The sequence below is a fragment of the Pseudomonas sp. P7548 genome (assembly GCF_013386585.1).
Taxonomy (GTDB): Bacteria; Pseudomonadota; Gammaproteobacteria; order Pseudomonadales; family Pseudomonadaceae; genus Aquipseudomonas.
In genome coordinates this window covers 1-24,485 of the sequence record NZ_JACARO010000081.1, presented here as the reverse complement: position 1 = coordinate 24,485, position 24,485 = coordinate 1, and the positions used below count along the sequence as shown (strand labels likewise).

Annotated in this window: 2 protein-coding genes; both read left to right on the top strand. The window is 66.6% G+C overall.

Annotation, left to right across the window (positions count from 1 at the left end; translation table 11 throughout):
• Nucleotides 1-12,912 carry a non-ribosomal peptide synthetase gene (locus tag HX803_RS26785; protein WP_178924902.1) on the top strand — a complete coding sequence of 4,304 codons (12,912 nt, stop codon included), beginning with the start codon at nt 1-3 and terminating at the stop codon, nt 12,910-12,912.
• On the top strand, nt 12,909-24,242 hold the full coding sequence (locus HX803_RS26780; protein WP_178924901.1) for a non-ribosomal peptide synthetase: 11,334 nt from the start codon (nt 12,909-12,911) through the stop codon (nt 24,240-24,242). The genes HX803_RS26785 and HX803_RS26780 overlap by 4 nt, the downstream gene beginning before the upstream one ends.
• The last annotated feature ends 243 nt before the right edge of the window (nt 24,243-24,485 follow it).

The following is a 24,485-nucleotide window of genomic DNA, read 5'->3' as shown; positions in this document are numbered from 1 at the left end:
ATGCAGTTCAGCGAATTATTGGCAGCGATTTCCACCCATGCGATCCGTCTGCAAACTGAAGAAGGCGACCTGATCATCCTCGGCGATGACGAAGCACTGGATGACGCCCTGTGGGATCAACTGATCGCCCACAAAACCCAGCTGCTGGCACTGGTTGCCGAACATGGTGGTGACTGGCTGAGCCCGGCCTACCGCATCACGCCGGACATGCTGGCGCTGGTCAACCTCGACCAGCCGGCCATCGACCGGGTCGTCGCCGCCATCCCTGGTGGCGCGGCGAATGTGCAGGATGTGTACCCCTTGGCACCGCTGCAGGAGGGGATGCTCTATCACCACCTGTCCGCCCAGCAGGGCGACCCCTATGTGCTGCACGCGCAGTTCGTGTTCGACAGCCGCGCGCGCCTGCAGCACTTTGCCCAGGCGCTGCAATGGGTGATCGACCGTCACGACATCCTGCGTACTTCGATGGTGTGGGAGCGCCTGGACGAGCCGCTGCAAGTGGTATGGCGCAAGGCACCGCTGGTCTGCGAAGAAGTGCCGTTGAGCGGTGGCGACATCCTCGCCCAATTGCTCGCCCGCTATGACGCCCGCACGTTCCGCATGGACCTCGGCCAGGCGCCGCTGCTGCGCCTGGTGTTCGCCGACGACCCGGCCAATCAGCGGGTGGTGGCGATGCTGCTGTTCCATCACACCATTCTCGACCACACCGCCCTGGACGTGGTGCGCCATGAAATCCAGCTGTACCTGGCCGGCGAGCAGGCCCAGGCCGGTGAACCCGTGCCGTTTCGCCGCTACATCGCCCAGGTGCGCCACGGCGTCAGCGAAGAGGCTCACGAGACGTTTTTCCGCGACATGCTGAGTGACATCAATGAGCCGACACTGCCCTTCGGCCTGCAGGATGTGCAGGGCGATGGCCAGGGCATCGATGAGGCGCGCCTGCCCGTCGACAGCGCGTTGAGCCGCCGCCTGCGCCAGCTGGCGCGGCCACTGGGGGTGAGCGTGGCGAGCATGATGCACCTGGGCCTGGCGCGAGTGTTGGGCGTGGTGTCCGGTCGCGAGGCCGTGGTGTTTGGCACGGTGATGCTCGGGCGCATGGGGGCGGGCGAGGGCGGCGAACGCGCCCTGGGCATGTTCATCAACACCTTGCCGTTGCGCGCCGATGTGGGCGGGCAGGGCGTGCGTGCCGGGGTCAAGGCCATCCATGAGCGGCTCACCACCTTGCTGCATCACGAGCATGCGTCCCTGGCCCTGGCCCAGCGTTGCAGCGGAGTGGCCGCGCCGACGCCGTTGTTCAGCGCCATCCTCAACTACCGGCACAGCGCCGCAACCGACATGGACGAGGTCATCGAGGTGGCCGACGGTATCCAGGTGCTGGGTGCCGAAGAGCGCACCAATTACCCGTTGACGGTCAATGTCGATGACCTGGGCGAAGACTTCGCGTTGACCGTGATGGTCGACGTCGCCATCGGCGCGCAGCGCGTTGCGAGCTACCTGTACACGGCTCTGGAAAGCTTGGCCGATGCCCTGGAGCAGCGACCGGATTCGCCGCTCAGCGGCCTGAACATCCTGCCCGACACCGAACGCCATCACCTGCTGCACACTCTCAATCACAACCCTGCGCACTACGCCGATACGGCCCTGATCCACCACCTCGTTGAAACCCACGCCGCGGCTCAGCCCGAGGCGGTCGCACTGCGTTTCGACAACCAACGGCTCACCTACCGCCAGCTCAATGAACGCGCCAACCAGGTCGCCCATCGCCTGCTGGCCCAGGGCATTCGCCCGGACGACCGCGTGGCGATCTGCGTCGAGCGCGGCCCGGAGATGATCATCGGCCTGCTGGGCATCCTCAAGGCCGGTGCCGGTTACGTGCCGATTGACCCGGCGTATCCGCTGGAACGCATTGCCTACACCCTGGCCGACAGCGCGCCTTTGGCCGTGCTGGTGCAAGCCAACACCCGCCATCTGGTCGGTGACCTGGCGCAGATCGACCTCAACGGCCTGCGCGGCGAGTCCCTGGTCAACCCGCGTGTCAACCTCAGCCCGGCCAACCTGGCCTACGTGATCTACACCTCGGGCTCCACCGGCCAGCCCAAGGGCGTGATGATCGAACACCGCCAGGTGGCGCGTCTGTTCACCGCCACCGCGCACTGGTTCGGCTTCAACAGCAACGACGTGTGGGCGCTGTTCCACTCCTTTGCCTTCGACTTCTCCGTGTGGGAGATCTGGGGCGCGCTGATGCACGGCGGCCAGTTGCTGATCGTGCCGCAACTGGTCAGCCGCTCGCCGGACGAGTGCTACACGCTGCTGTGCGAAGCGGGCGTAAGCATCCTCAACCAGACGCCGAGCGCCTTCCGCCAATTGATCGCGGCCCAGGCCGACAGCCCCCAGGCCCACTCCTTGCGCCAGGTGATTTTCGGCGGCGAAGCCCTGGAACCGGGCATGCTCAAGCCGTGGTATGCCCGTGCGATCAACGCCGGTACGCAACTGGTGAACATGTACGGCATCACTGAAACCACCGTGCACGTGACCTATCGCGCGCTGGAAGCAGCAGATGCGCAATTGGTCGGCGTCAGCCCGATTGGCGTGCGCATCCCCGACCTGCAGCTGTACGTGCTGGATGAGCAGCGCGAGCCGTTGCCGGTGGGCGTGGTGGGTGAGTTGTACGTGGGCGGCGCCGGGGTGGCGCGGGGTTACCTCAACCGTGACGCGCTGAACGCCGAACGCTTCCTGGCCGACCCCGCCACCGGTTTGCGCATGTACAAGACCGGCGACCTGGGCCGCCTCAAGGCCGACGGCAGTGTCGAGTACCTGGGGCGCAATGATGACCAAGTGAAGATCCGTGGTTTCCGCATCGAGCTGGGGGAAATCGAAGCGCGCCTGGCCACTGCGCCCGGCGTGCGCGACGCCGTGGTGGTGGCCCGCGAAGACGTGCCGGGGGACAAGCGCCTGGTGGCCTATGTGATTGCCGAAGGTGAGCTGAGTGTCGCCGCCTTGCGCGACCATCTGCTGCTGAGCCTGGCCGACTACATGGTGCCTGGCGCGTTCGTGCTGCTGGACCAATTCCCCCTCACCACCAACGGCAAGCTCGACCGCAAGGCCTTGCCCGCACCCGATGCCGAGGCGTTGGTGCGGCGCGGTTATGCAGCGCCCCAGGGCGCGGTGGAAACCGCCATCGCGGGGCTCTGGCAAGAGTTGCTTACCCTTGACCGTGTTGGCCGCGACGACAATTTCTTCGAACTGGGCGGGCACTCCCTGCTGGCGGTCAAGCTGATCGAACGCATGCGCCAGCTCGACCTGAGCGCCGATGTGCGCGTGCTCTTCGGCCAACCCACCCTGGCGGCATTGGCGGCGGCGGTGGGCGGGCAGCAGGAGGTGGCGGTGCCGGCCAATCGGATTACCGCAACCAGCCAACGCATCACCCCCGACATGTTGCCCCTGGTGGCGCTGGAACAGCCAGCCATCGACCATATCCTCGCCAGCGTGCCCGGTGGCCTGGGCAACGTACAGGACATCTACGGCCTGGCCCCCTTGCAGGCGGGCATTCTCTATCACCACCTGGCAACCACCGAGGGCGACCCCTACGTGTTGCAGGTGCAACTCAGCTTCGCCGACAAAGGCGCGGTGGACGCGTTCGCGCGCGCCTTGAACAGCGTGATCGAGCGCAATGACATCCTGCGCACCGGCATCCTCTGGGAAGGCCTGGATGAGCCGGTGCAAGTGGTGCTGCGCCACGCGCCGTTGGTGGTCGAGCGTATCGAGGCGGCGGGCGCTGATGCCCTGGCCACCCTGCAACAACGCTTCGACCCGCGTCACTACCGACTGGACCTGACGCGCCCCTCGTTGATGCGCCTGGCCTATGGCGAGCAGCAGGGCCGTTTCGTCGGCATCCTGTTGCTGCACCACATCCTGCTCGACCACACCGCGTTGCAGGTGCTGGTGGAGGAAATGAGCGCCAGCCTGACAGGCAGCAGCGCGCACTTGCCCGACGCGGTGCAGTACCGCAACTACGTGGCGCAGGCCAGGCTGGGGGTGAGCCAGGCGCAACACGAAGGGTTTTTCCGCGAGATGCTCGGCGACATCGACGAGCCGACCCTGGCCTTCGGCCTGCAGGACATCAATGGCGACGGCAGTGGCATCGTCGAGGCGCACTTGCCGCTGGAGCCGGCGTTGAGCCTGGGCCTGCGTGAGCAGGCACGGCAATTGGGCGTGAGCACCGCCAGCCTGGTGCACCTGGCCTGGGCGCAGGTGCTGGCCCAGGTGTCGGGCCAGCAGGACGTGGTGTTCGGCACCGTGCTGCTGGGCCGCCTGCAGGGCGGTGAGGGCGCCGACCGCGCCCTCGGCATGTTCATCAATACCTTGCCGCTGCGAGTCAGCCTCGGCACGCTCGGCGTTCAAGCCGGGGTGCGCGCCACCCACGCGCGCCTGGCGCAGCTGCTCGGGCATGAGCATGCCTCGTTGTCCCTGGCCCAGCGTTGCAGCGGCGTGCCGGCGTCGCTGCCGTTGTTCAGCACACTGCTCAACTACCGTCACAGCGCCCCGGGCGAAGCACCGGGGGCCAGCCCATTCGCGGCGTCTGGTATCGAAATCCTCAGCTCCGAAGAGCGCAGCAACTACCCGCTGGTGCTCAACGTCGATGACCTGGGCAGCGGCTTCGCCCTCACCGTGCAAGGGCTGGCCACGTTGGATGTGCAACGGGTGGGCGACTACATGCTCACCGCGCTGCGCCACCTGGTGACCGCGCTGCAACAGGCGCCTACCACGCCGTTGCAGGCTATCTCGATTCTGCCACCCGCCGAGCGTCACCAACTGCTGGTGGACTTCAACGCCACCGCCCGCGACTACCCGGCGCAGCTCACCGTGCACCAGTTGTTCGAAGCCCAGGCGTTGGCCCGACCCGAAGCGGTGGCCGCCGTGCATGGCCAGCTGTCCCTGAGTTACCGCGACCTCAACCGTCGTGCCAATCGCCTGGCTCATCACCTGATCGGCCAAGGCGTGCAGCCCGGCGAAAGCGTAGCGATCGGTTTGCCGCGCTCCCTCGACCTGCTGGTCTGCCAATTGGCGATCCTCAAGTGCGGCGCCGTTTACGTGCCGCTGGACGTCAACGCCCCCGTCGAGCGCCAGGCCTTTATCGTGCAGGACAGCGGCGCGCGCCGGGTGCTCAACACCTTGGCCGACTTGAACCTGGACGCGCAGTCCCCACGCAATCCCGAACTGCCCCAGTCGGCAGAAAACGTCGCGTACATCCTCTACACCTCCGGCTCGACTGGCGCGCCCAAAGGTGTGCAGGTGCCGCACCGGGCCATCTCTCGGCTGGTGCTCAACAACGGCTATGCCGAGTTCAACGAACGCGACCGCGTGGCCTTCGCCTCCAACCCGGCCTTCGACGCCAGCACCCTGGAAGTGTGGGCGCCGCTGCTTAACGGCGGCTGCGTGGTGGTGGTCGAACATGCGGTGTTGCTGTCCCAGGCTGCGTTCGCCCAGCTGTTGCGGGAGCAGTCCGTCAGCGTGTTGTGGATGACGGCGGGCCTGTTCCACCAATACGCCGATGCGCTGATGCCGCACTTGCGCCAACTGCGCTACCTGATCGTCGGCGGTGATGTGCTCGACCCGCTGGTGATCAGTCGCGTGCTCCAGCACGGCAAGCCCCAGCACCTGCTCAACGGCTACGGGCCGACCGAAGCCACCACCTTTTCCACCACCCATGAAATCACCGCCGTGGGCGAGGGCGGCATTCCCATCGGCCGGCCCATCGCCAACGCCCAGGCTTATGTACTCGATGCGCGCCAGCAGCCGCTGCCGCTGGGGGTGGTCGGCGAGCTGTACATTGGCGGTGCGGGCGTGGCCAAGGGCTATTTGAACCAGCCGCAATTGACCGCCGAAAAATTCATCGCCAACCCGTTCGGCGACGGTCTGCTGTATCGCACCGGCGACCTGGCCTGCTGGCAGGTGGACGGCACCTTGCTGTACCAGGGGCGTAACGACCTGCAGGTGAAGATTCGTGGTTTCCGCATCGAACCCGGGGAAATCGAAGCGGCCCTGGCCGCTTTCCCTGGGGTGAACGACAGCGTGGTGTTGGTGCGTGAAGACGAACCGGGCGACAAGCGCCTGGTGGCGTACTACACCGCGCAGGCGACGCTGGACATCGAAGCGCTGCGCAGCCACCTGCAAGGCCGCTTGCCCGACTACATGGTGCCGTCTGCCTATGTGTGGCTGGAGCTGTTGCCACTCACCGCCAACGGCAAGCTCGACCGCAAGGGCCTGCCGGTGCCGGACCAGAACGCGCTGCTCGGCCGTGGCTATGAAGCACCGGAAGGCGAGGTGGAAACCCTGCTGGCGCAGATCTGGCAGGACGTGCTCAAGCTTGAGCGGGTAGGGCGTCACGATCACTTCTTCGAGCTGGGTGGGCATTCGTTGCTGGCGGTCAGCCTGATTGAACGCATGCGCCAGGTCGGCCTGAGCGCCGATGTGCGCGTGCTGTTCAGCCAGCCGAGCCTGGCCACGCTGGCAGCGGCGGTGGGCAGTGGGCGCGAAGTGGTGGTGCCGGCCAATGGCATTCCTGCGGGCTGCACCCGGATCACACCGGACATGCTGACCCTGGTGCCGCTCGACCAGGCGGCCATCGACCGAGTCGTCGCCAGCGTGCCAGGCGGCGCGTCGAATGTGCAGGACATCTACCCCTTGGCGCCCTTGCAGGAAGGCATCCTGTATCACCACATCAGCGCCGAACACGGCGACCCGTACCTGCTGCAATCGCGCATGGCCTTTGACAGCCTGGAGCGCCTGCACGGGTTCATGGGCGCCTTGCAACAGGTGGTTGCGCGCCACGACATCCTGCGTACCGGCGTGGTCTGGGAGGGGCTGGACAGCCCGGTGCAAGTGGTGTGGCGCAACGCCCAACTGGTGGTGCAAGAAGTGGCGCTGGACCCGGCAGACGGCGGCATCATCGAGCAACTGCACGCGCGTTTCGATGCGCGTCATTACCGCCTTGATATCACCCAGGCGCCGTTGCTACGCATGGTCTATGCCAATGACCCGGCCAACGGGCGGGTGGCGGCGATCCTGCTGTTCCATCACCTGGCGCTGGACCACACCGCCATGGAAGTGGTCGGCCAGGAAATGCGCGCCTTCCTGTTCAACCAGGCGCAAGACTTGCCGGCGGCCGCGCCGTTCCGCAATTACGTGGCCCAGGCGCGCCTCGGCGTGAGCGTGACCGAGCACGAGCAATTCTTCCGCGACATGCTGGCCGACATCGATGAGCCGACCTTGCCCTTTGGTGTGCAGGATGTGCAGGGCGACGGGCGTGATATCGAAGAAGCCGAGCTGGCGCTGGACGCCACGCTGGCCCAGCGGGTGCGCGAGCAGGCGCGACTGGCAGGCGTCAGCGCGGCCAGCCTGATGCACCTGGCCTGGGCGCAGGTGCTGGGGCTGGTGGCCGGGAGCGATGAGGTGGTGTTCGGCACCGTCTTGATGGGCCGCATGCAGGCCGGCGAGGGCGCGGACCGGGCCCTGGGCATGTTCATCAACACCCTGCCATTGCGGGTCGACGTGGCGGCTGGCGCGGCCGTGGCAGTCAAGGCCACCCATGCACGCTTGACCGCTTTGCTCGGGCATGAGCACGCCTCCCTGGCACTCGCCCAGCGTTGCAGTGGCGTGGCGGCCGCGTTGCCGTTGTTCAGCGCCTTGCTCAATTACCGTCACAGCAACCCGGGCGAAATGGCCCGCGATGGCCAGGGCATCTGGGAAGGCGTGCAGTTGCTGGGCGGTGAAGAACGCAGCAACTACCCGCTGACGTTGAGTGTGGACGACCTGGGCAGCGGGTTTGGCCTGACGGTGCTGGCCTTGCCGCAGATCGGTGCCAGGCGCCTGTGCGACTACATGCACAACGCGGTGGCGCAACTGGTGACAGCACTGGAAACCGCACCGGGCACTGCGCTCAATCAACTGGCCGTGCTGCCGGTGGCCGAGCGCGATACTCTGCTGCTTGACTTCAACACCACCGCCGCAGACTACCCGACGGGCCAGACCCTCCACGGCGCGTTTGAGGTGCAGGCCGAGCGCCAACCCCACGCGGTTGCCGTGGTGCAAGACGGCGAAGCGCTGAGCTACGCGCAACTCAACCAACGCGCCAACCAGCTGGCCCATCACCTGCTGGCGCTCGGCGTGCAACCGGACGACCGCGTGGCGATCTGCTGCCGGCGTGGCCCGCAGATGCTGGTGGGCTTGCTGGCCATTCTCAAGGCCGGCGCCGGCTACGTACCCATCGACCCGGCGTACCCCGCCGAGCGTATCCGCTACCTGCTGCAAGACAGCGCCCCGGTAACGGTGCTGGCCGAAGCCAGCACCCGCGCATTGTTGGGATCGGTGGTCAGCGTGGACTTGCAGGATTCGAGCTGGCAGCAGCAACCCACCCACAACCCGCAAGTGCCTGCGCTGACCCCGGCGCACCTGGCCTACGTGATCTACACCTCCGGCTCCACCGGCCAGCCCAAAGGCGTGATGGTGGAACACCGGACCGTGGAAAACCTGGTGCACTGGCACTGCGAAGCCTTCGGCCTGGACCATGCAAGCCACACCAGCAGCGTGGCCGGTTTCGGCTTTGATGCGATGGCCTGGGAGGTCTGGCCGGCGCTGTGCGTGGGTGCCACCCTGCACCTGCCGCCCGCCAGCGTCGGCAACGAGAACATCGACGAACTGCTCGCCTGGTGGCTGGCGCAGCCGTTGGATGTGAGCTTCCTGCCGACGCCGGTCGCCGAATACGCTTTCAGCCAGCACCTGCAGCACCCGAGCTTGCGCATCCTGCTGATCGGTGGCGATCGCCTGCGCCAGTTCAATCAGGAGCGGCGTTTTGCCGTGATCAACAACTACGGTCCCACCGAAGCCACGGTGGTCGCCACTTCTGGGCGTGTGCGGGCCGGCCAGGGTTTGCACATCGGCCGGCCGGTCGCCAATGCCTACGCCTACGTGCTGGACGCGCAACAGCGCCCGGTGCCGGTGGGCGTGGCCGGTGAGTTGTACGTGGGCGGCAGCGGCGTGGCGCGGGGTTACCTGAACCGCGCAGACCTGACGGCCGAACGCTTCCTGCAAGACCCGTTCAACCCGGGGCGCATGTACCGCACCGGCGACCTGGTGCGCTGGCTGCCCGACGGCAACCTTGAGTACCTGGGGCGCAACGATGACCAGGTCAAGTTGCGCGGTGTGCGGGTTGAACTGGGCGAAATCGAAAGCCGCCTGGCCGCTCTGGACGGTGTTGTTGAGGCGGTGGTGTTGGTGCGCGATGGCCGCTTGGTGGCGTGGTTCACCGAGCAACGGCCGCTGGCGATCGAGGCCCTTCGCGAACAACTGCAAGCCGTATTGCCCGACGCCCTGGTGCCGGTGGCGTATGTGAAACTCGACGCGCTCCCGCTGACCGCCAACGGCAAGCTGGACCGCAAGGCCCTGCCCGAACCCGATCAGGCCGCCTTACTCAGCCGCGACTACGAGGCGCCCCAGGGCGAGGTTGAAACCACCCTGGCGCGAATCTGGGCCGAGGTGTTGCAGGTGGAGCAGGTCGGTCGGCACGACCACTTCTTCGAACTCGGCGGCCATTCGTTGCTGGCCGTCAGCCTGATCGAGCGCATGCGTCAGGTGGGCCTCAGCGCCGATGTGCGCGTGCTGTTCAGCCAGCCGACCCTGGCCGCTTTGGCCGCCGCCGTGGGCAGTGGTCGCGAGGTGCAGGTGCCGGCCAACCTTATCCCGGCAGGCTGCCAGCGCATCACGCCGGACCTGTTGCCGCTGGTGACGCTGGACCAGGCGACCCTCGACGACGTGGTCGCCCGCGTCCCGGGTGGCGCAGCGAATGTGCAAGACATCTACCCACTGGCACCGTTGCAGGAAGGCATTCTCTACCACTACATCACCGCCGAAAGCGGCGACCCGTACCTGCTGCAATCGCACCTGGCCTTTGACAGCGTCGAGCGCCTGAACGCCTTCGCCCAGGCGCTGCAACAGGTGATCGACCGCCACGACATCCTGCGTACCGGCGTGGTCTGGGAAGGCCTGGCGCAACCGCTGCAAGTGGTGTGGCGCAGCGCACAGCTGAGCGTGGAGGAGCTGCACCTGCAAGGCGATGTGCTGGCGGGCCTGCATGAGCGGTTCGATGCGCGACGCTACCGGCTGGACATCAGCCAGGCGCCGCTGATCCGCCTGATGTATGCCAAAGACCCGGCCAATGCGCGGGTGGTGATGGTGCTGCTGTATCACCATATCGCGCTGGACCACACCGCGTTCGACGTGGTGCTGCGCGAAATGCAGGGCCACTTGCTCGGCCAGCCGGCCCCTACGGCAGCACCGATGCCGTACCGCAACTACGTGGCCCAGGCGCGCCTGGGGATCAGCGAGCAGGAGCACGAGGCGTTCTTCCGCGGCATGCTCGGCGATATCGATGAACCGACCCTACCGTTCGGTTTGCAGGATGTGCGCGGCGACGGCAGCGCGATCACCGAACACACCCTGCACCTGGACAGCGACCTCAATCGCCGTTTGCGTGCCCAGGCCCGTCTGTTGGGCGTGAGCACCGCCAGCCTGTTCCACCTGGCCTGGGGCCAAGTGCTGGCGGCCACCTCCGGCCGTCACAGCGTGGTGTTCGGCACCGTGCTGGTGGGCCGCCTGCAAGGGGGCGAGGGCGCCGACCGTGCCCTTGGGGTGTTCATCAACACCTTGCCGCTGCGCCTGGATATCGACGCGCAAGGCGCTCGCGCTGCCGTGCGAGACACCCATGCACGGCTGAGTGCGCTGTTGGGGCATGAGCATGCGTCCCTGGCCCTGGCACAGCGCTGCAGCGGAGTGGCCGCACCCGCGCCGCTGTTCAGTTCGATGCTCAACTACCGCCATCGCGGCGCGGCGACCCGCTCGGTGGGCGCGCAACAGGCGTGGCAAGGCATGCAGACGCTGGTCAATGACGGGCGCACCAACTACCCGTTGACCCTGAACGTGGATGACCTGGGCGACGGCTTTGACGTGACGGCCTTGGCGCAACTCGACCCACAACGGGTCTGCGGTTACCTGCACGTGGCCCTGTGCGGCCTGGTCGAGGCCCTGGAGCAGGCGCCGCAGCACGCGCTCAATCGCCTGCCGGTGCTGGGCGAAGAAGAACGGCACAGGCTGCTGGTGACCTTCAACGCCACCGAGGTGAGTTACGACCTCGACCAGACCCTGCATGGCCTGTTCGAAGCCCAGGTACGACGCACGCCGGATGCCATCGCCGTCAAGGCCGAAGACCAGCACCTCACCTATCAACAACTGAACGAGTGCGCCAACCGCTTGGCCCATCACCTGCGCGAGCAGGGTGTGCAGCCGGATTCGCGGGTGGGCATCTGCCTTGAGCGCGGCCTGGACATGGTCATCGGCCTGTTCGCCATCCTCAAGGCCGGCGGCGGCTACGTGCCGCTGGATCCGGCGTACCCCCTCGACCGCATCGCCTACATGCTGCAAGACAGTGCGCCGGTGGTGGTGCTGGCCCAGGGCGCAACCCGAGGCTTGTTGGGCGATGTGCCGGTGATCGACCTCGACCAACCGACCTGGCAGCACCAGCCCTGCAGCAACCCTGAGGTGCCAGGCCTGACGGCGCAGCACCAGGCTTACGTGATCTACACCTCCGGTTCCACCGGCCAGCCCAAGGGCGTGATCAACGAGCACGCCGGGGTGGTCAACCGCTTGCTGTGGATGCAGGACGCCTATGGCCTCAAGGCCCATGACGCGGTGCTGCAGAAAACTCCGTTCAGTTTCGACGTGTCGGTGTGGGAGTTCTTCTGGCCGCTGATGACCGGTGCACGCCTGGTGATGGCACGTCCGGGCGGGCACAAGGAGCCGGCCTACCTGTGCGAAGTGATCGCGGCGCAGCACATCACCACCTTGCACTTCGTGCCGTCGATGCTCGATGTGTTCCTCGCCCACGGCGACGTCAGCCAGGCGGCCGGGCTGGTGCGCGTGATGTGCAGCGGCGAAGCCCTGCCGGGCAGCCTGGTGCGGCGCTTCAAGCAGCAATTGCCGGAGATCGGCCTGTACAACCTGTACGGCCCCACTGAAGCCGCGGTGGATGTGACCGCGTGGAATTGCGCGCGGCCGCAAGTGCCGGACAACACGCCGATCGGCAAACCCATCGCCAACACCCGCATGTACCTGCTCGATGCGCAGTTGCAGCCGGTGCCCCTGGGCGTGGTCGGCGAGCTGTTCATCGGCGGTGTGCAAGTGGCGCGCGGTTACCTCAACCGCCCGGACCTCACCGCCGAGCGCTTCCTAAAGGACCCGTTCACCCGCGGCCGGATGTACCGCACCGGTGACGTCGGCCGCTACTTGCCCGACGGCAATATCGAATACCTGGGGCGCAATGATGACCAGGTGAAGATCCGTGGCCTGCGCATTGAACTGGGGGAGATCCAGGCGCGTCTGCTCGACCATCCCCAGGTCAGCGAAGCCGCCGTGGTGGCCCGCGAAGACCGGCTGGTGGCTTATTACACCGGCGTGCACTCCGACATCGACAGCCTGCGCGCCCACCTGCTGCAGCACCTGCCGGACTTCATGGTGCCCGCGCTGTTCGTGCACCTGGAGGCGCTGCCCCTGAGCCCCAACGGCAAGCTCGACCGCAAGGCCCTGCCGGCCCCGGGCATGGCGGCGCTGAGCGTGCGTGAGTACGCCGCACCGCAAGGCGAAACCGAAACCCTGTTGGCGCGGCTGTGGGCCGAACTGCTGGGCGTGGAGCGGGTAGGGCGGCATGACAATTTCTTCGAACTGGGCGGGCATTCGCTGCTCGCCGTGAGCTTGATCGGGCGCTTGCGCCAGGAAGGCATGGAAGCCGATGTGCGGGCGTTGTTCGAACAGCCGACCCTGGCTGGCTACGCCGCCATAACCGAACGAATGGAGATCGTCCTGTGAGCATTCTCGAACTGCTGGCGACGCTGAAGAGCAAAGACATCCAACTGGCGCTCAAGGGCGAACAGTTGGCGGTGCAAGGCAACAAACAGGCGCTGAGTGACCCGGCCATCATGGCCGCGTTGCGCGAGCACAAGCCGGGGCTGATCGAGCTGATCAAGGCCGGCGACTACACGGCGACCAAGGCCGGTGACGTCGAGGTGCCGGCCAATGGCATCGTGCCCGGCACCGAGCACATCACCCCGGCCATGCTGACGTTGTCGACGCTGAGCCAGGAGGAGATCGAGCGCATCGTCGCGACGGTCGACGGCGGCGTGGCGAACATCCAGGACATCTACCCGCTGGCGCCGTTGCAGGAAGGCATTCTGTTTCACCACGTAAGTGCCGAAAGGGGCGACCCGTATGTGATGCAGTCGCAGTTCTCGTTCGACAACCTGGCGCGTTTCGACGCGTTCGCCCAGGCCTTGCAGGCGGTGATGGACCGCCACGATATCCTGCGCACCGGGGTGGTGTGGGAAGGGCTGCAAGAACCGTCACAAGTGGTGTGGCGCCAGGCGCAGTTGCCGATCCAGGCCCTGGCACTGGACCCGGCCGACGGCGACATTGCCGCGCAACTGCATGCATTGTTTGATGCCCGCCACTACCGGCTGGACGTGACCCAGGCGCCGTTGCTGCGCCTGGTGCGCGCCGACGACCCGGCCAATCAGCGCATCGTCGCGACCTTGCTGTTCCACCACATGGCCCTGGATCACAGCGCGCTGGAAGTGGTGTGCCATGAGCTGCAGGCCTGCCTGTTGGGGCAGGGCGCAGCGCTGGGCCAGGCGGTGCCGTTTCGCAACTATGTGGCGCAGGCGCGGCTGGGGATCAGCGAGCAGGAGCACGAAAGTTTCTTCCGCCAGATGCTCGGCGACATCAGCGAGCCGATCTTGCCGTTCGGCCTGCAGGATGTGCAGGGCGATGCCCGTGGCATTACCGAGGTCAGCCTGCCGCTGCCTGCGCCGTTGGCCCAGCGTTTGCGCGCCCAGGCCCGGCAATTGGGGGTGAGCGCGGCGAGCCTGTTCCATATGGGCTGGGCGCAGGTGCTGGGGGCGTTGGCCGGCAAGCAGCAGGTGGTGTTCGGCACCGTGTTGATGGGGCGCATGCAGGGCAGTCATGACACCGAGCGGGCCCTGGGCATTTTCATCAACACCTTGCCGTTTCGCGTGGACGTGGACGCCACCGACGTGCGCGCCGGGGTCAAGGCCACCCACGCGCGGCTGACCACCTTGCTGCGCCATGAGCATGCGGCCCTGGCCCTGGCCCAGCGTTGCAGTGGGGTGGTGGCGCCGACGCCGCTGTTCAGTGCCTTGCTCAACTACCGCCACAGTGCGCCGGCCGCCAGTGCCGACGCCGCATCGGCCTGGCAGGGCATCGCGGCCCTGAGTGCCGAAGAACGTACCAACTACCCGCTGACCTTGAGTGTGGATGACCTGGGCGAAGGGTTTGGCTTGAGCCTGCTCGCCAGCACGGCCGTAGACCCGCAGCGCGTGTGTGCCTACCTGCGCACCGCCCTGGAAAACCTGGTGACGGCACTGGAACAGGCGCCCCACACCGCCCTGAACCAGGTGGCCGTGATGCCCGCCGCCGAACAGCAGTTGCTGCTCGAACAGTTCAATGCCACCCACACCGACTTCCCCCAGGGCACCACTTTGCACGGGCGCATCGAAGCCCAGGCGGCCCAGACCCCCGAGGCCATCGCTGCGGTGTATCAAGGCCGCCAACTGGCCTACGCCGAGCTGAATCAGCAGGCCAACCTGCTGGCCCATCACCTGCTGGCGTTGGGCGTGAAGCCCGATGACCGCGTGGCCATCGTCGCCCGCCGTGGCCTGGACACCTTGGCCGGGTTGCTGGCGATCCTCAAGGCCGGTGGCTGCTATGTGCCGGTGGACCCGTCGCACCCGGCTGAGCGCTTGAACTACCTGCTGAGCGACAGCGCCCCAGTGGCGGTGTTGACCCAACATGCCCTGCTTGATCGCCTGCCCGCCTTGGAAGTGCCGGTGATCAACCTCGACCGCTACACCTGGCAGCACCATTCGGCGAGCAACCCCAAGGTGGCCGTCACCCCCTCGCACCTGGCGTATGTGATCTACACCTCCGGTTCCACCGGCCTGCCCAAAGGGGTGATGGTGGAGCACCACACCGTGGCCAACCTGGTGGACTGGCACTGCGCGGCCTTTGACCTGTGCGCCGGGCGCCACACCGCCAGCGTCGCCGGTTTCGGCTTTGATGCGATGGCCTGGGAAGTGTGGCCGGCGCTGTGCGTGGGGGCGACCTTGCACCTGCCACCGGCCAATGACGGCGCCGAAGACATCGACGCCCTGCTGGCCTGGTGGTGCGCGCAGCCGCTGGACGTGTGCTTCCTGCCGACGCCGGTGGCCGAGTACGCCTTCAGCCAGCAGATCGAACACCCTACGTTGCGCACCCTGTTGATCGGCGGCGATCGCTTGCGCCAGTTCGGCCGGGCGCAGCATTTCGAGCTGATCAACAACTACGGCCCCACCGAGGCCACGGTGGTCGCCACGTCCGGCAAGGTGGAGGCGGGCGGGGTGCTGCATATCGGCAAACCCATCGCCAATGCCACGGTGTACCTGCTCGATGAACAACGGCGCCCGGTGCCGTTGGGCGTGGCAGGGGAGCTGTACGTGGGCGGCAAGGGCGTGGCGCGGGGTTACCTGAACCGCCCGGAACTCACCGCCGAACGCTTCCTCGATGACCCGTTCAACGGCGGGCGCATGTACCGCACCGGCGACCTGGCGCGCTGGTTGCCGGAGGGCAATCTTGAATACCTGGGGCGCAACGATGACCAGGTGAAGATCCGTGGTGTGCGCATCGAACTGGGGGAGATCGAAACCCAGCTCAACCAATTGGCCGGCATCCTTGAAGCGGTGGTGCTGGTGCGTGAAGAACGCCTGGTGGCTTACTTCACCGAGAACCCACAGCTCGATCCGCTGGCGGTGGGCGATATCCGCGCCCACCTGGTGGCGCACCTGCCGGACTACATGGTGCCGGTGGCCTACATGAAGCTGGATGCGTTGCCCCTCACTGCCAACGGCAAGCTCGACCGCAAGGCCTTGCCGGCGCCGGATCAGGCCGCCGTGTTCACCCGCGAATACGCCGCGCCCGAGGGCGAGATCGAAGGCGTGCTGGCGAGTATCTGGAGCGGCGTGCTGCAAGTCGAACGCGTTGGGCGCCACGATCATTTCTTCGAACTGGGCGGGCATTCGCTGTTGGCCATGCGCATGGTCTCCCAGGTGCGTCAGCGCCTGGGGGTAGAGCTGCAACTGGGCGACCTGTTTGCCAACGCCGAGCTGTGCGCGGTCGCCGAAGTGCTGGCCCAGGCCGGGCGTAGCACCTTGCCGGATATCCTGCCGGCCAACCGCGATGAAGACGTACCGCTGTCCTTCGCCCAGCAGCGCCTGTGGTTCCTGGCGTTGATGGAAGGCGCCAACACCGCCTACAACATCCCCATCGGACTGCGCCTGCGTGGGCAACTGCATGTGCAGGCCCTGCAACGGGCGCTGGCGCGCATTGTGGCGCGCCACGAAACCCTGCGCAGTCGCTTCGCCCAGCACGGCGACACCGCCCAGGTGCTGATCGTGCCGGCCGAAGACGTGCTGCCCCTGCAAGTGCAGGACCTGCGCCGCCACCCGCAGCCGCAACAGGCGCTGGACGCGTTGATCCATGGCGAAGCCTCGGCGCCCTTCGATCTGGAGCGTGGCCCGTTGCTGCGCGGGCGCCTGGTGGTGATGGCCGACGATCACCATGTGCTGTTGCTGACCCTGCACCACATCGTCTCCGATGGCTGGTCCATGGGCGTGCTGACCCGCGAGTTGATGGCGCTGTACCAGGCGTTCAGCCACGGCCTGCCGGACCCGCTGCCGGCCTTGCCGATCCAGTACGGTGACTTTGCCGTGTGGCAACGCCTGTGGCTCAGCGGCGAGGTGCTGCACCGCCAAAGCACCTATTGGCAGCAGGCCCTGGCCGGTGCGCCGGCTTTACTCACACTGCCCACCGACCGCCCGCGCCCGGCGCAGCAGGACTACGCCGGCAGCAGCGTCGACGTGCGCCTGGACGAACGCCTCACGGCCGGGCTCAAGGCCTTGAGCCAACGCCATGGCACCACCTTGTACATGACCTTGATGAGCGCCTGGGCGGCCTTGCTCGCGCGGTTGTCCGGCCAGCCGGACCTGGTGATCGGCTCGCCGGTGGCCAACCGCACCCGCAGCGAGGTGGAAGGGCTGATCGGCCTGTTCGTCAACACCCTGGCAGTGCGTATCGACACCTCGGGCGAGCTGAGCGTCGAGGGGTTGCTCGCCCGGGTCAAGGCCCAGACCCTGCAAGCCCAGGCCCATCAGGACCTGCCGTTCGAGCAAGTGGTGGAAATCACCCGGCCGGTGCGCAGCCTGGCCCACAGCCCGTTGTTCCAGACCCTGCTGACTTGGCAGGACAGCAGCGCACCGACACTGGCCCTGGGCGACCTGGCGCTGGAAGGCATTGTGGAGAACAGTCACTTTGCCAAGTTCGACCTGTCGCTGAACCTGGGCGAAGTGCAGGGCAGCATTCTCGGCGCGCTGGAATATGCGGTGGCGCTGTTCGATGAAGCCACGATGCAGCGTTATGTGGGGTACTTCGTTCGCGTGTTGCAGGCCATGGTCGAGAACGATCAGGCGGTGCTGGACCACATCCCCCTGGTGAGCGAGCGGGAGCGTCAGCAGGTGCTGTTCGACTTCAACGCCACCGATGTCCCTTACAACCTCGACCAGACGCTGCACGGCCTGTTCGAAGCGCAAGTGGCGCGCACGCCCCAGGCGATTGCGCTCAAGGCCGGCGAGCAAACGTTGACCTATGCCGAACTGAACGCCCAGGCCAACCGTCTGGCTCACCACCTGCTGGCGCAGGGTGTGCACGCCGATTCGCGGGTGGCGATCTGCGTGGAGCGCGGCCTGGAGATGGTCATCGGCCTGTACGCGATCCTCAAGGCCGGCGCCGCCTATGTGCCGCTGGACCCAGCCTATCCGCCGGAGCGTATCGCCTACATGCTGCATGACAGCGCGCCCCAGGTGGTGCTGGCCCAAGGCAGCACGCGGGGCTTGCTGGGCGATGCGCCGGTGATCGACCTGGAGCAGCCGACCTGGCAGCACCTGTCCCTTGATAATCCGCACACCGAGGCCGTGAGTGCCTATGTGATCTACACCTCCGGCTCCACCGGGCAGCCTAAAGGGGTGATCAACGATCACGCCGGGGTGGTCAACCGCCTGCTGTGGATGCAGGACGAATACGGGCTGACGGCCGACGACACGGTCTTGCAGAAAACCCCGTTCAGCTTCGACGTGTCGGTGTGGGAGTTCTTCTGGCCGCTGATGACCGGCGCACGCCTGGTGATGGCTGCGCCGGGTGGGCACAAGGACCCGCAGTACCTGTGCCGGGTAATCGCGGCGGAGCAGGTCACCACCTTGCATTTTGTGCCGTCGATGCTCGACGTGTTCCTCGCCCATGGCGAGTTGAGCCAGGCCGCCGGGCTGGTGCGGGTGATCTGCAGCGGCGAAGCCTTGCCGGGCAGCCTGGTGCGGCGCTTCAAGCGGCAACTGCCGGGCAGCCAACTGCACAACCTGTATGGCCCGACGGAAGCGGCGGTGGATGTCACCGCGTGGAACTGCGCGGGGCCGGTGACGCCGGACAACACGCCCATCGGCAAGCCAATTGCCAATACGCGCATGTACCTGCTGGACGCCCAGTTGCAGCCGGTACCCCTGGGCGTGGTGGGCGAGCTGTTCATTGGTGGTGTGCAAGTGGCGCGGGGCTACCTGAACCGCCCGGAACTCACCGCCGAACGCTTCCTCAAGGACCCGTTCACCGAGGGCCGCCTGTACCGCACCGGTGACGTGGGCCGCTACCTGCCTGACGGCACCATCGAATACCTGGGGCGCAATGACGATCAGGTGAAGATCCGTGGCTTGCGCATCGAACTGGGGGAAATCCAGGCGCGGCTCACCGAGTTCCCGGCGATCAACGAAGCGGCGGTCACCGCCCGCGAGCAGCGCCTGGTGGCGTACTACACCGGTGAACACAGTGACATCGAGGCCTTGCGTGCCCACCTGTTGCAGCACCTGCCGGAATTCATGGTGCCTACGACCTTTGTCCACCTCGATGCGCTGCCCCTGAGCCCCAACGGCAAGCTCGACCGCAAGGCACTGCCGGCGCCGGGCCTGGAATCGCTGGCCGTGCGCGAGTACGAGGCACCCCAGGGCGACACGGAAGTGACCCTGGCGAGTGTGTGGGCCGAGTTGCTCAACGTGGAGCGCGTGGGTCGTCACGACAATTTCTTCGAGCTGGGCGGGCATTCGCTGCTGGCAGTCAGCCTGATGGGGCGCTTGCGCAGCCTGGGCTTGTCGGCGGATGTGAAAGTGCTGTTTGCCCAGCCGACGCTGGCCGGTTTGGCGGCGGCATTGGGCGGCAGCCGTGAAGTGGCAGTGCCCGCTAATCGAATTGGCGCTGGTTGCACGCATATCACCCCGGACCTGTTGCCGCTGATCACCCTGGAGCAAGTAGCCATCGACCGCATCGTCGCGTGCATCCCCGGTGGTGCGGCGAATGTGCAAGACATCTACCCGCTGGCGCCGTTGCAGGCGGGCATGCTCTATCACCATCGCGCGGTGCCCGAAGGCGATGCCTACCTGTTGCAGGCGCAATTTGCCTTCGATCATCACGAACGCCTGGAAGCGTTCGCCATGGCCTTGCAGGCCGTGATCGAACGGCACGACATCCTGCGTTCGTCGTTCCACTGGGACGGCCTGGAAGAACCGGTGCAAGTGGTGTGGCGCGATGCGGCGCTGCGTGTTGAAACCGGGCCGTTACCCCTGCGCCTGGACGTGGGCCAGGCCCCGTTGATGCGCCTGGTGTATGCCCAGGAACCCAGGCGGGTGGTTGCCACCTTGCTGTTCCATCACCTGGTGATGGACCACATCGCCCTGGAGATCCTGCAACACGACATGCAGGCGTTCCTGCTGGGTGAGCAAGACCGGTTGGGCGCGGCGGTGCCGTATCGCAACTATGTGGCCCAGACCCGCCTGGGTGGCGGTGATCACGAAGGGTTCTTTCGCGAGATGCTGGGCGACATCGACGAGCCGACCGAGGTCGAAGCGCTGGACGATGACGAACCCGCGCAACTGGCCCTCGACCCACAGTTGAGCCTGCGCTTGCGTACCCAGGCCCGTGAGGCCGGCGTGAGCAGCGCCAGCCTGATGCACTTGGCGTGGGCACAGGTGCTGGGCAAAGTCTCCGGGCGTAAGCGGGTGGTGTTTGGCACGGTGATGCTCGGTCGCCTGCAAGGCGGCGAGGGTGCCGAGCGGGCCATGGGGGTGTTCATCAACACCCTGCCGCTGCGCGTCGACCTGGGCGAGCGCCCGGTGCGTGAGGCGCTGCGGGCCACCCATGCGCGGCTGACGCAACTGCTCAGCCATGAACACGCGCCGCTGGCGCTGGCCCAGCGTTGCAGTGGCGTGCCGGTGGGCACCCCGCTGTTCAGCGTGCTGTTCAATTACCGGCACAGCGCGCCGCAGGCCGGTGGTGTGGCCGAGGCGTGGCAGGGCATTCAAGTGCTCAAGGCCGAGGAACACACCAACTATGGCCTGTCGTTGAGCGTGGATGACCTCGGCGCCGGGTTCAGCCTCAAGGCCACGGGGCAGGGCGCACGGCGTTTGTGCGAGTACTTGCAGGTGGCGCTGGAGCAGGTGGTGCAGGCCCTGGAGCAACGCAGCGAGATTGCTATCGGCCGCTTGCCCGTGCTGCCGGCGACCGAAGTTCTGCAACTGCAAGGTTTCAACGCCACGGCGCGCACGTTCCCTCGTGAACACACCGTGCAGCGCCTGTTCGAAGCCCAGGCCCAAGCCCGCCCAGGCGCCTTGGCCGTGCGTCATGGCGAGCAGACGCTGAGCTACGGTGAGTTGAACACTCGCGCCAATCATCTGGCCCATCACCTGCTGGGCCTGGGCGTGCTGCCGGGCGACAACGTGGCGATCCTGCTGCCGCGCTCTGTCGACCTGCTGGTCAGCCAACTGGCCGTGCTCAAGTGCGCGGCGGCCTATGTGCCGCTGGACATCCATGCGCCGGCCGAACGCCAGGGCTTCATGCTGCAGGACAGCGGTGCGGCGTGGCTGTTGACCCGCAGCGATATGCCAGTCGGCTACCCGGCGCGACGTCTGGACCTGGACACCCTGGCCCTCGACCCGCAGCCCAGCCACAACCCGGATCTGTCGCAGTCCTCGGACAGCGTGGCCTACATTATGTACACCTCCGGCTCCACCGGGACGCCCAAGGGTGTGCTGGTGCCGCACCGTGGCATCACACGCCTGGTGATCAACAACGGCTATGCCGACTTCAACGCCGCCGACCGCGTGGCGTTCGCCTCCAACCCGGCGTTCGACGCCAGTACCATGGACGTCTGGGGCCCGCTGCTCAACGGCGGCCAGGTGCAGGTGATCGACCACGCCACCTTGCTCGCCCCGGCTGCGTTCGGCGCGGCCCTGGAAGGCGCGACGGTGCTGTTCGTGACCACGGCGCTGTTCAACCAGTATGTGCAGATGATCCCCGATGCCCTGGCCGGGTTGCGCATCCTGCTGTGCGGCGGCGAGCGCGCTGACCCGGCCGCATTCCGCAGCCTGCTGGCGCGAGCCCCGGCGTTGCGCCTGGTGCATTGCTACGGGCCGACGGAAACCACCACTTACGCCACCACCTATGAAGTGCGCGCCATTGCCTTTGATGCGGAAAGCGTGCCGGTGGGCCGGCCGATTTCCAATACCCACATCCATGTGCTGGACGCGCACTTGCAGCCGGTACCGCTGGGCGTGACGGGTGAAATCTGTATCGGTGGTGACGGCGTCGCCAGGGGCTACTTGAACCGTCCCGAGCTGACGGCCGAGAAGTTTGTGAGCGACCCGTTCAACCCGGGTGCCCTGATGTACCGCACCGGTGACCTGGGACGCTGGACGCCGGACGGCTTGCTCGAATGCATCGGGCGCAACGACGACCAAGTGAAGATTCGCGGTTTCCGCATCGAGCTGGGTGAGATCGAAGCGCGTCTCGCCACCTTCGCCGGCATCCGGGAGGTGGTGGTGTTGGCCCGTGAAGACAATCCCGGAGACAAACGCCTGGTGGCCTATTTCACCTGGGCGGCAGAGGCGCTGGACATTGATCGCGTGCGCGCCCATCTGCACGGCCAGTTACCGGACTACATGCTGCCTTCGGCCTATGTGCCGCTGGCGCAACTGCCGCTGACTGCCAACGGTAAAGTCGACCGTAAAGCCCTGCCTGTTCCGGTCATGGATGCCCTGTGCAGCCGCGATTTCGAAGCACCGGCCGACGCACTGGAAGAGACCCTGGCGCAACGTTGGGCCGAGGTGTTGAAGGTGGAACACGTGGGCCGGCACGACAGCTTCTTCGAGCTGGGCGGTCATTCGTTGCTGGCAATCCGTCTGGTCAACCTGCTGGAAGAGGCCGGGTTACCGGTGTCCCTGGCCGAGCTGTTCCAGCACGCGAGCGTGGCCGGCGTGGCGAACCTGCTGCGCCAGCGCACGGGTGAGCCGGAGCGTGATCCCGCGGTGATCACCGTGCGCAGCAGCGGCGCGCAACCGCCGTTGTTCCTGGTGCATGAATTCAGCGGCATGGACGTGTATTTCCCTGCCTTGGGCCAGCACCTGCCGGGGGATTACCCCATCTATGGCCTGCCGGGCGTGCCGCTGGGTGAAGCGCACTTGTACACCCTGGAAGGCCTGGCGGCGCGGATGGTCGGGCTGATCCGCAGCCTGCAACCCCACGGGCCGTATCGCGTGGCGGGCTGGTCGTTTGGTGGTGTGTTGGCCTATGAGGTCGCCATGCAATTGCTCGGGCTGGATGAGCCGGTGGCGTTCCTCGGTTTGATCGACAGCTACGTGCCGCGCATGACCGACCAGGGCAAGGCGCGCTGGAGCGGGCCCGAGGCCCTCAAGCGGCATTTGCTGTTGCAGTGCACGGCGTATTGGAAAGCACAGGGAGGTGCAAATGAACTGGAAAGCCTTGGGCAACTGGAGGCGAGCCTTGGACAGCTGGACTTTGCGGGCTTGCTGCAACGCTGTCGCGATCAAGGTTTGCTATACGCGCAAATGGCGGCGGCGTCGGACGCCGACCTCTTGAGCTTCATCGAGCGCGAAGTGGGGCATGGGCATGCGCTGGCGCACTACAGCCTGTTCCCGCTGCCAATCCCGGTGCACCTGTTCAGCGCCGAGCAGCGGCCGACCGAACTGTCCCGTCGCAGCCAGTCCCTGGGCTGGAGCGAGGCGTTGGCACCGGGGCAGTTGCGCCAGGTGGACGTGCCGGGCGATCACCAGAGCATGATGCAGGCGCCGCATATCCAGGCCCTGGGCCGTGCGATGACCGACGCCTTGGCGGGTGCTGTGCCGATGGCGCATGCGGTGCATCAACCGTTGTTGCGTATCCAGGGTGGCCGGGCGGGGAACGCCCCGGTGTTCTGCGTGCCAGGGGCGGGGGACAGCGTCACCGGGTTCGTCGGGTTCGGCGAGGCCCTGGGGCGTGACTGGCCGTTGTACGGCCTGCAGCCGCGCGGCCTGGACGGCGAGGCGGTGCCCCACAGCCAGGTGGAAGCGGCGGCGCAGTGTTACCTGGCGGCGCTGGCGCACGAGTGCCCGCACGGGCCGGTGCACCTGGTGGGGCATTCGTTTGGTGGCTGGGTGGCGCTGGAGATGGCGCTGCGGTTGCAGGCGATGGGGCGTGAGGTGGCGTCGTTGACGGTGATCGACAGTGAGTCGCCCGGTGGCAATGGCGTGGTGGGGCGGCCGTATACGACGACGGCGGCGTTGTTGCGTTTGATCGAGGCGATGCAGGTGTCGGCCGGGAAGTCGTTGGGGATCGATCCTTTGGACTTTGCCGGGTGTGATGAAGGTGTGCAGCGGCAGCTGTTGCATGGGGGGATGGTGAACGTTGGGTTGTTGCCGGGGCGTGCTTCGGTGGACGCGATGGAGGGGCCGGCGCGGACCTATGCGGCGGCGTTGCGTACGGTGTATCGGCCGGGGCAGCGGTATCGCGGGTTGGTGCGGTTGGTGTTGGCCCAGGACCCGGCCCTGGATGCGGCGGGGAATCAGCGGGAGCAGGGGTTGATGGTTGAGGGCTGGGGGAGGCAGGGGAGTGGGTTGCAGGTGTGGTATGGCGCAGGGAATCACTTTACGTTGCTCAAGGCGCCGAATGTGCAGGGGTTGGCGCGGTGGTGGTTGGATGGGGTGGTGGTTGGGGAGGTGGTTTCGTGAGGGGGGGACGTTGTAGGAGCGGGCTTGCCTGCGATAGCGATCTGTCTGTGTACATATCCGTTGCTGCGGTAACGGCGGCTTATGGTTCCGCTCTTACAGCGGGTCACTTTTGGAAGGACCCAAAAGTAACCAAAAGGTCCTCGCCCCATCACTCGGCACCTCGCTTAGGCTCGGTGTGCCCGAACGAAGGCTTTGGAGCGTGGGCCGCCGCGATGGGCCATCCTTGGCCCAGCGCGGCTAACC

Bases quoted from the DNA above. Each gene is read 5' to 3' on its own strand.
- HX803_RS26785 (WP_178924902.1), top strand. From the start codon at position 1: ATGCAGTTCAGCGAATTATTGGCAGCGATTTCCACCCATGCGATCCGT.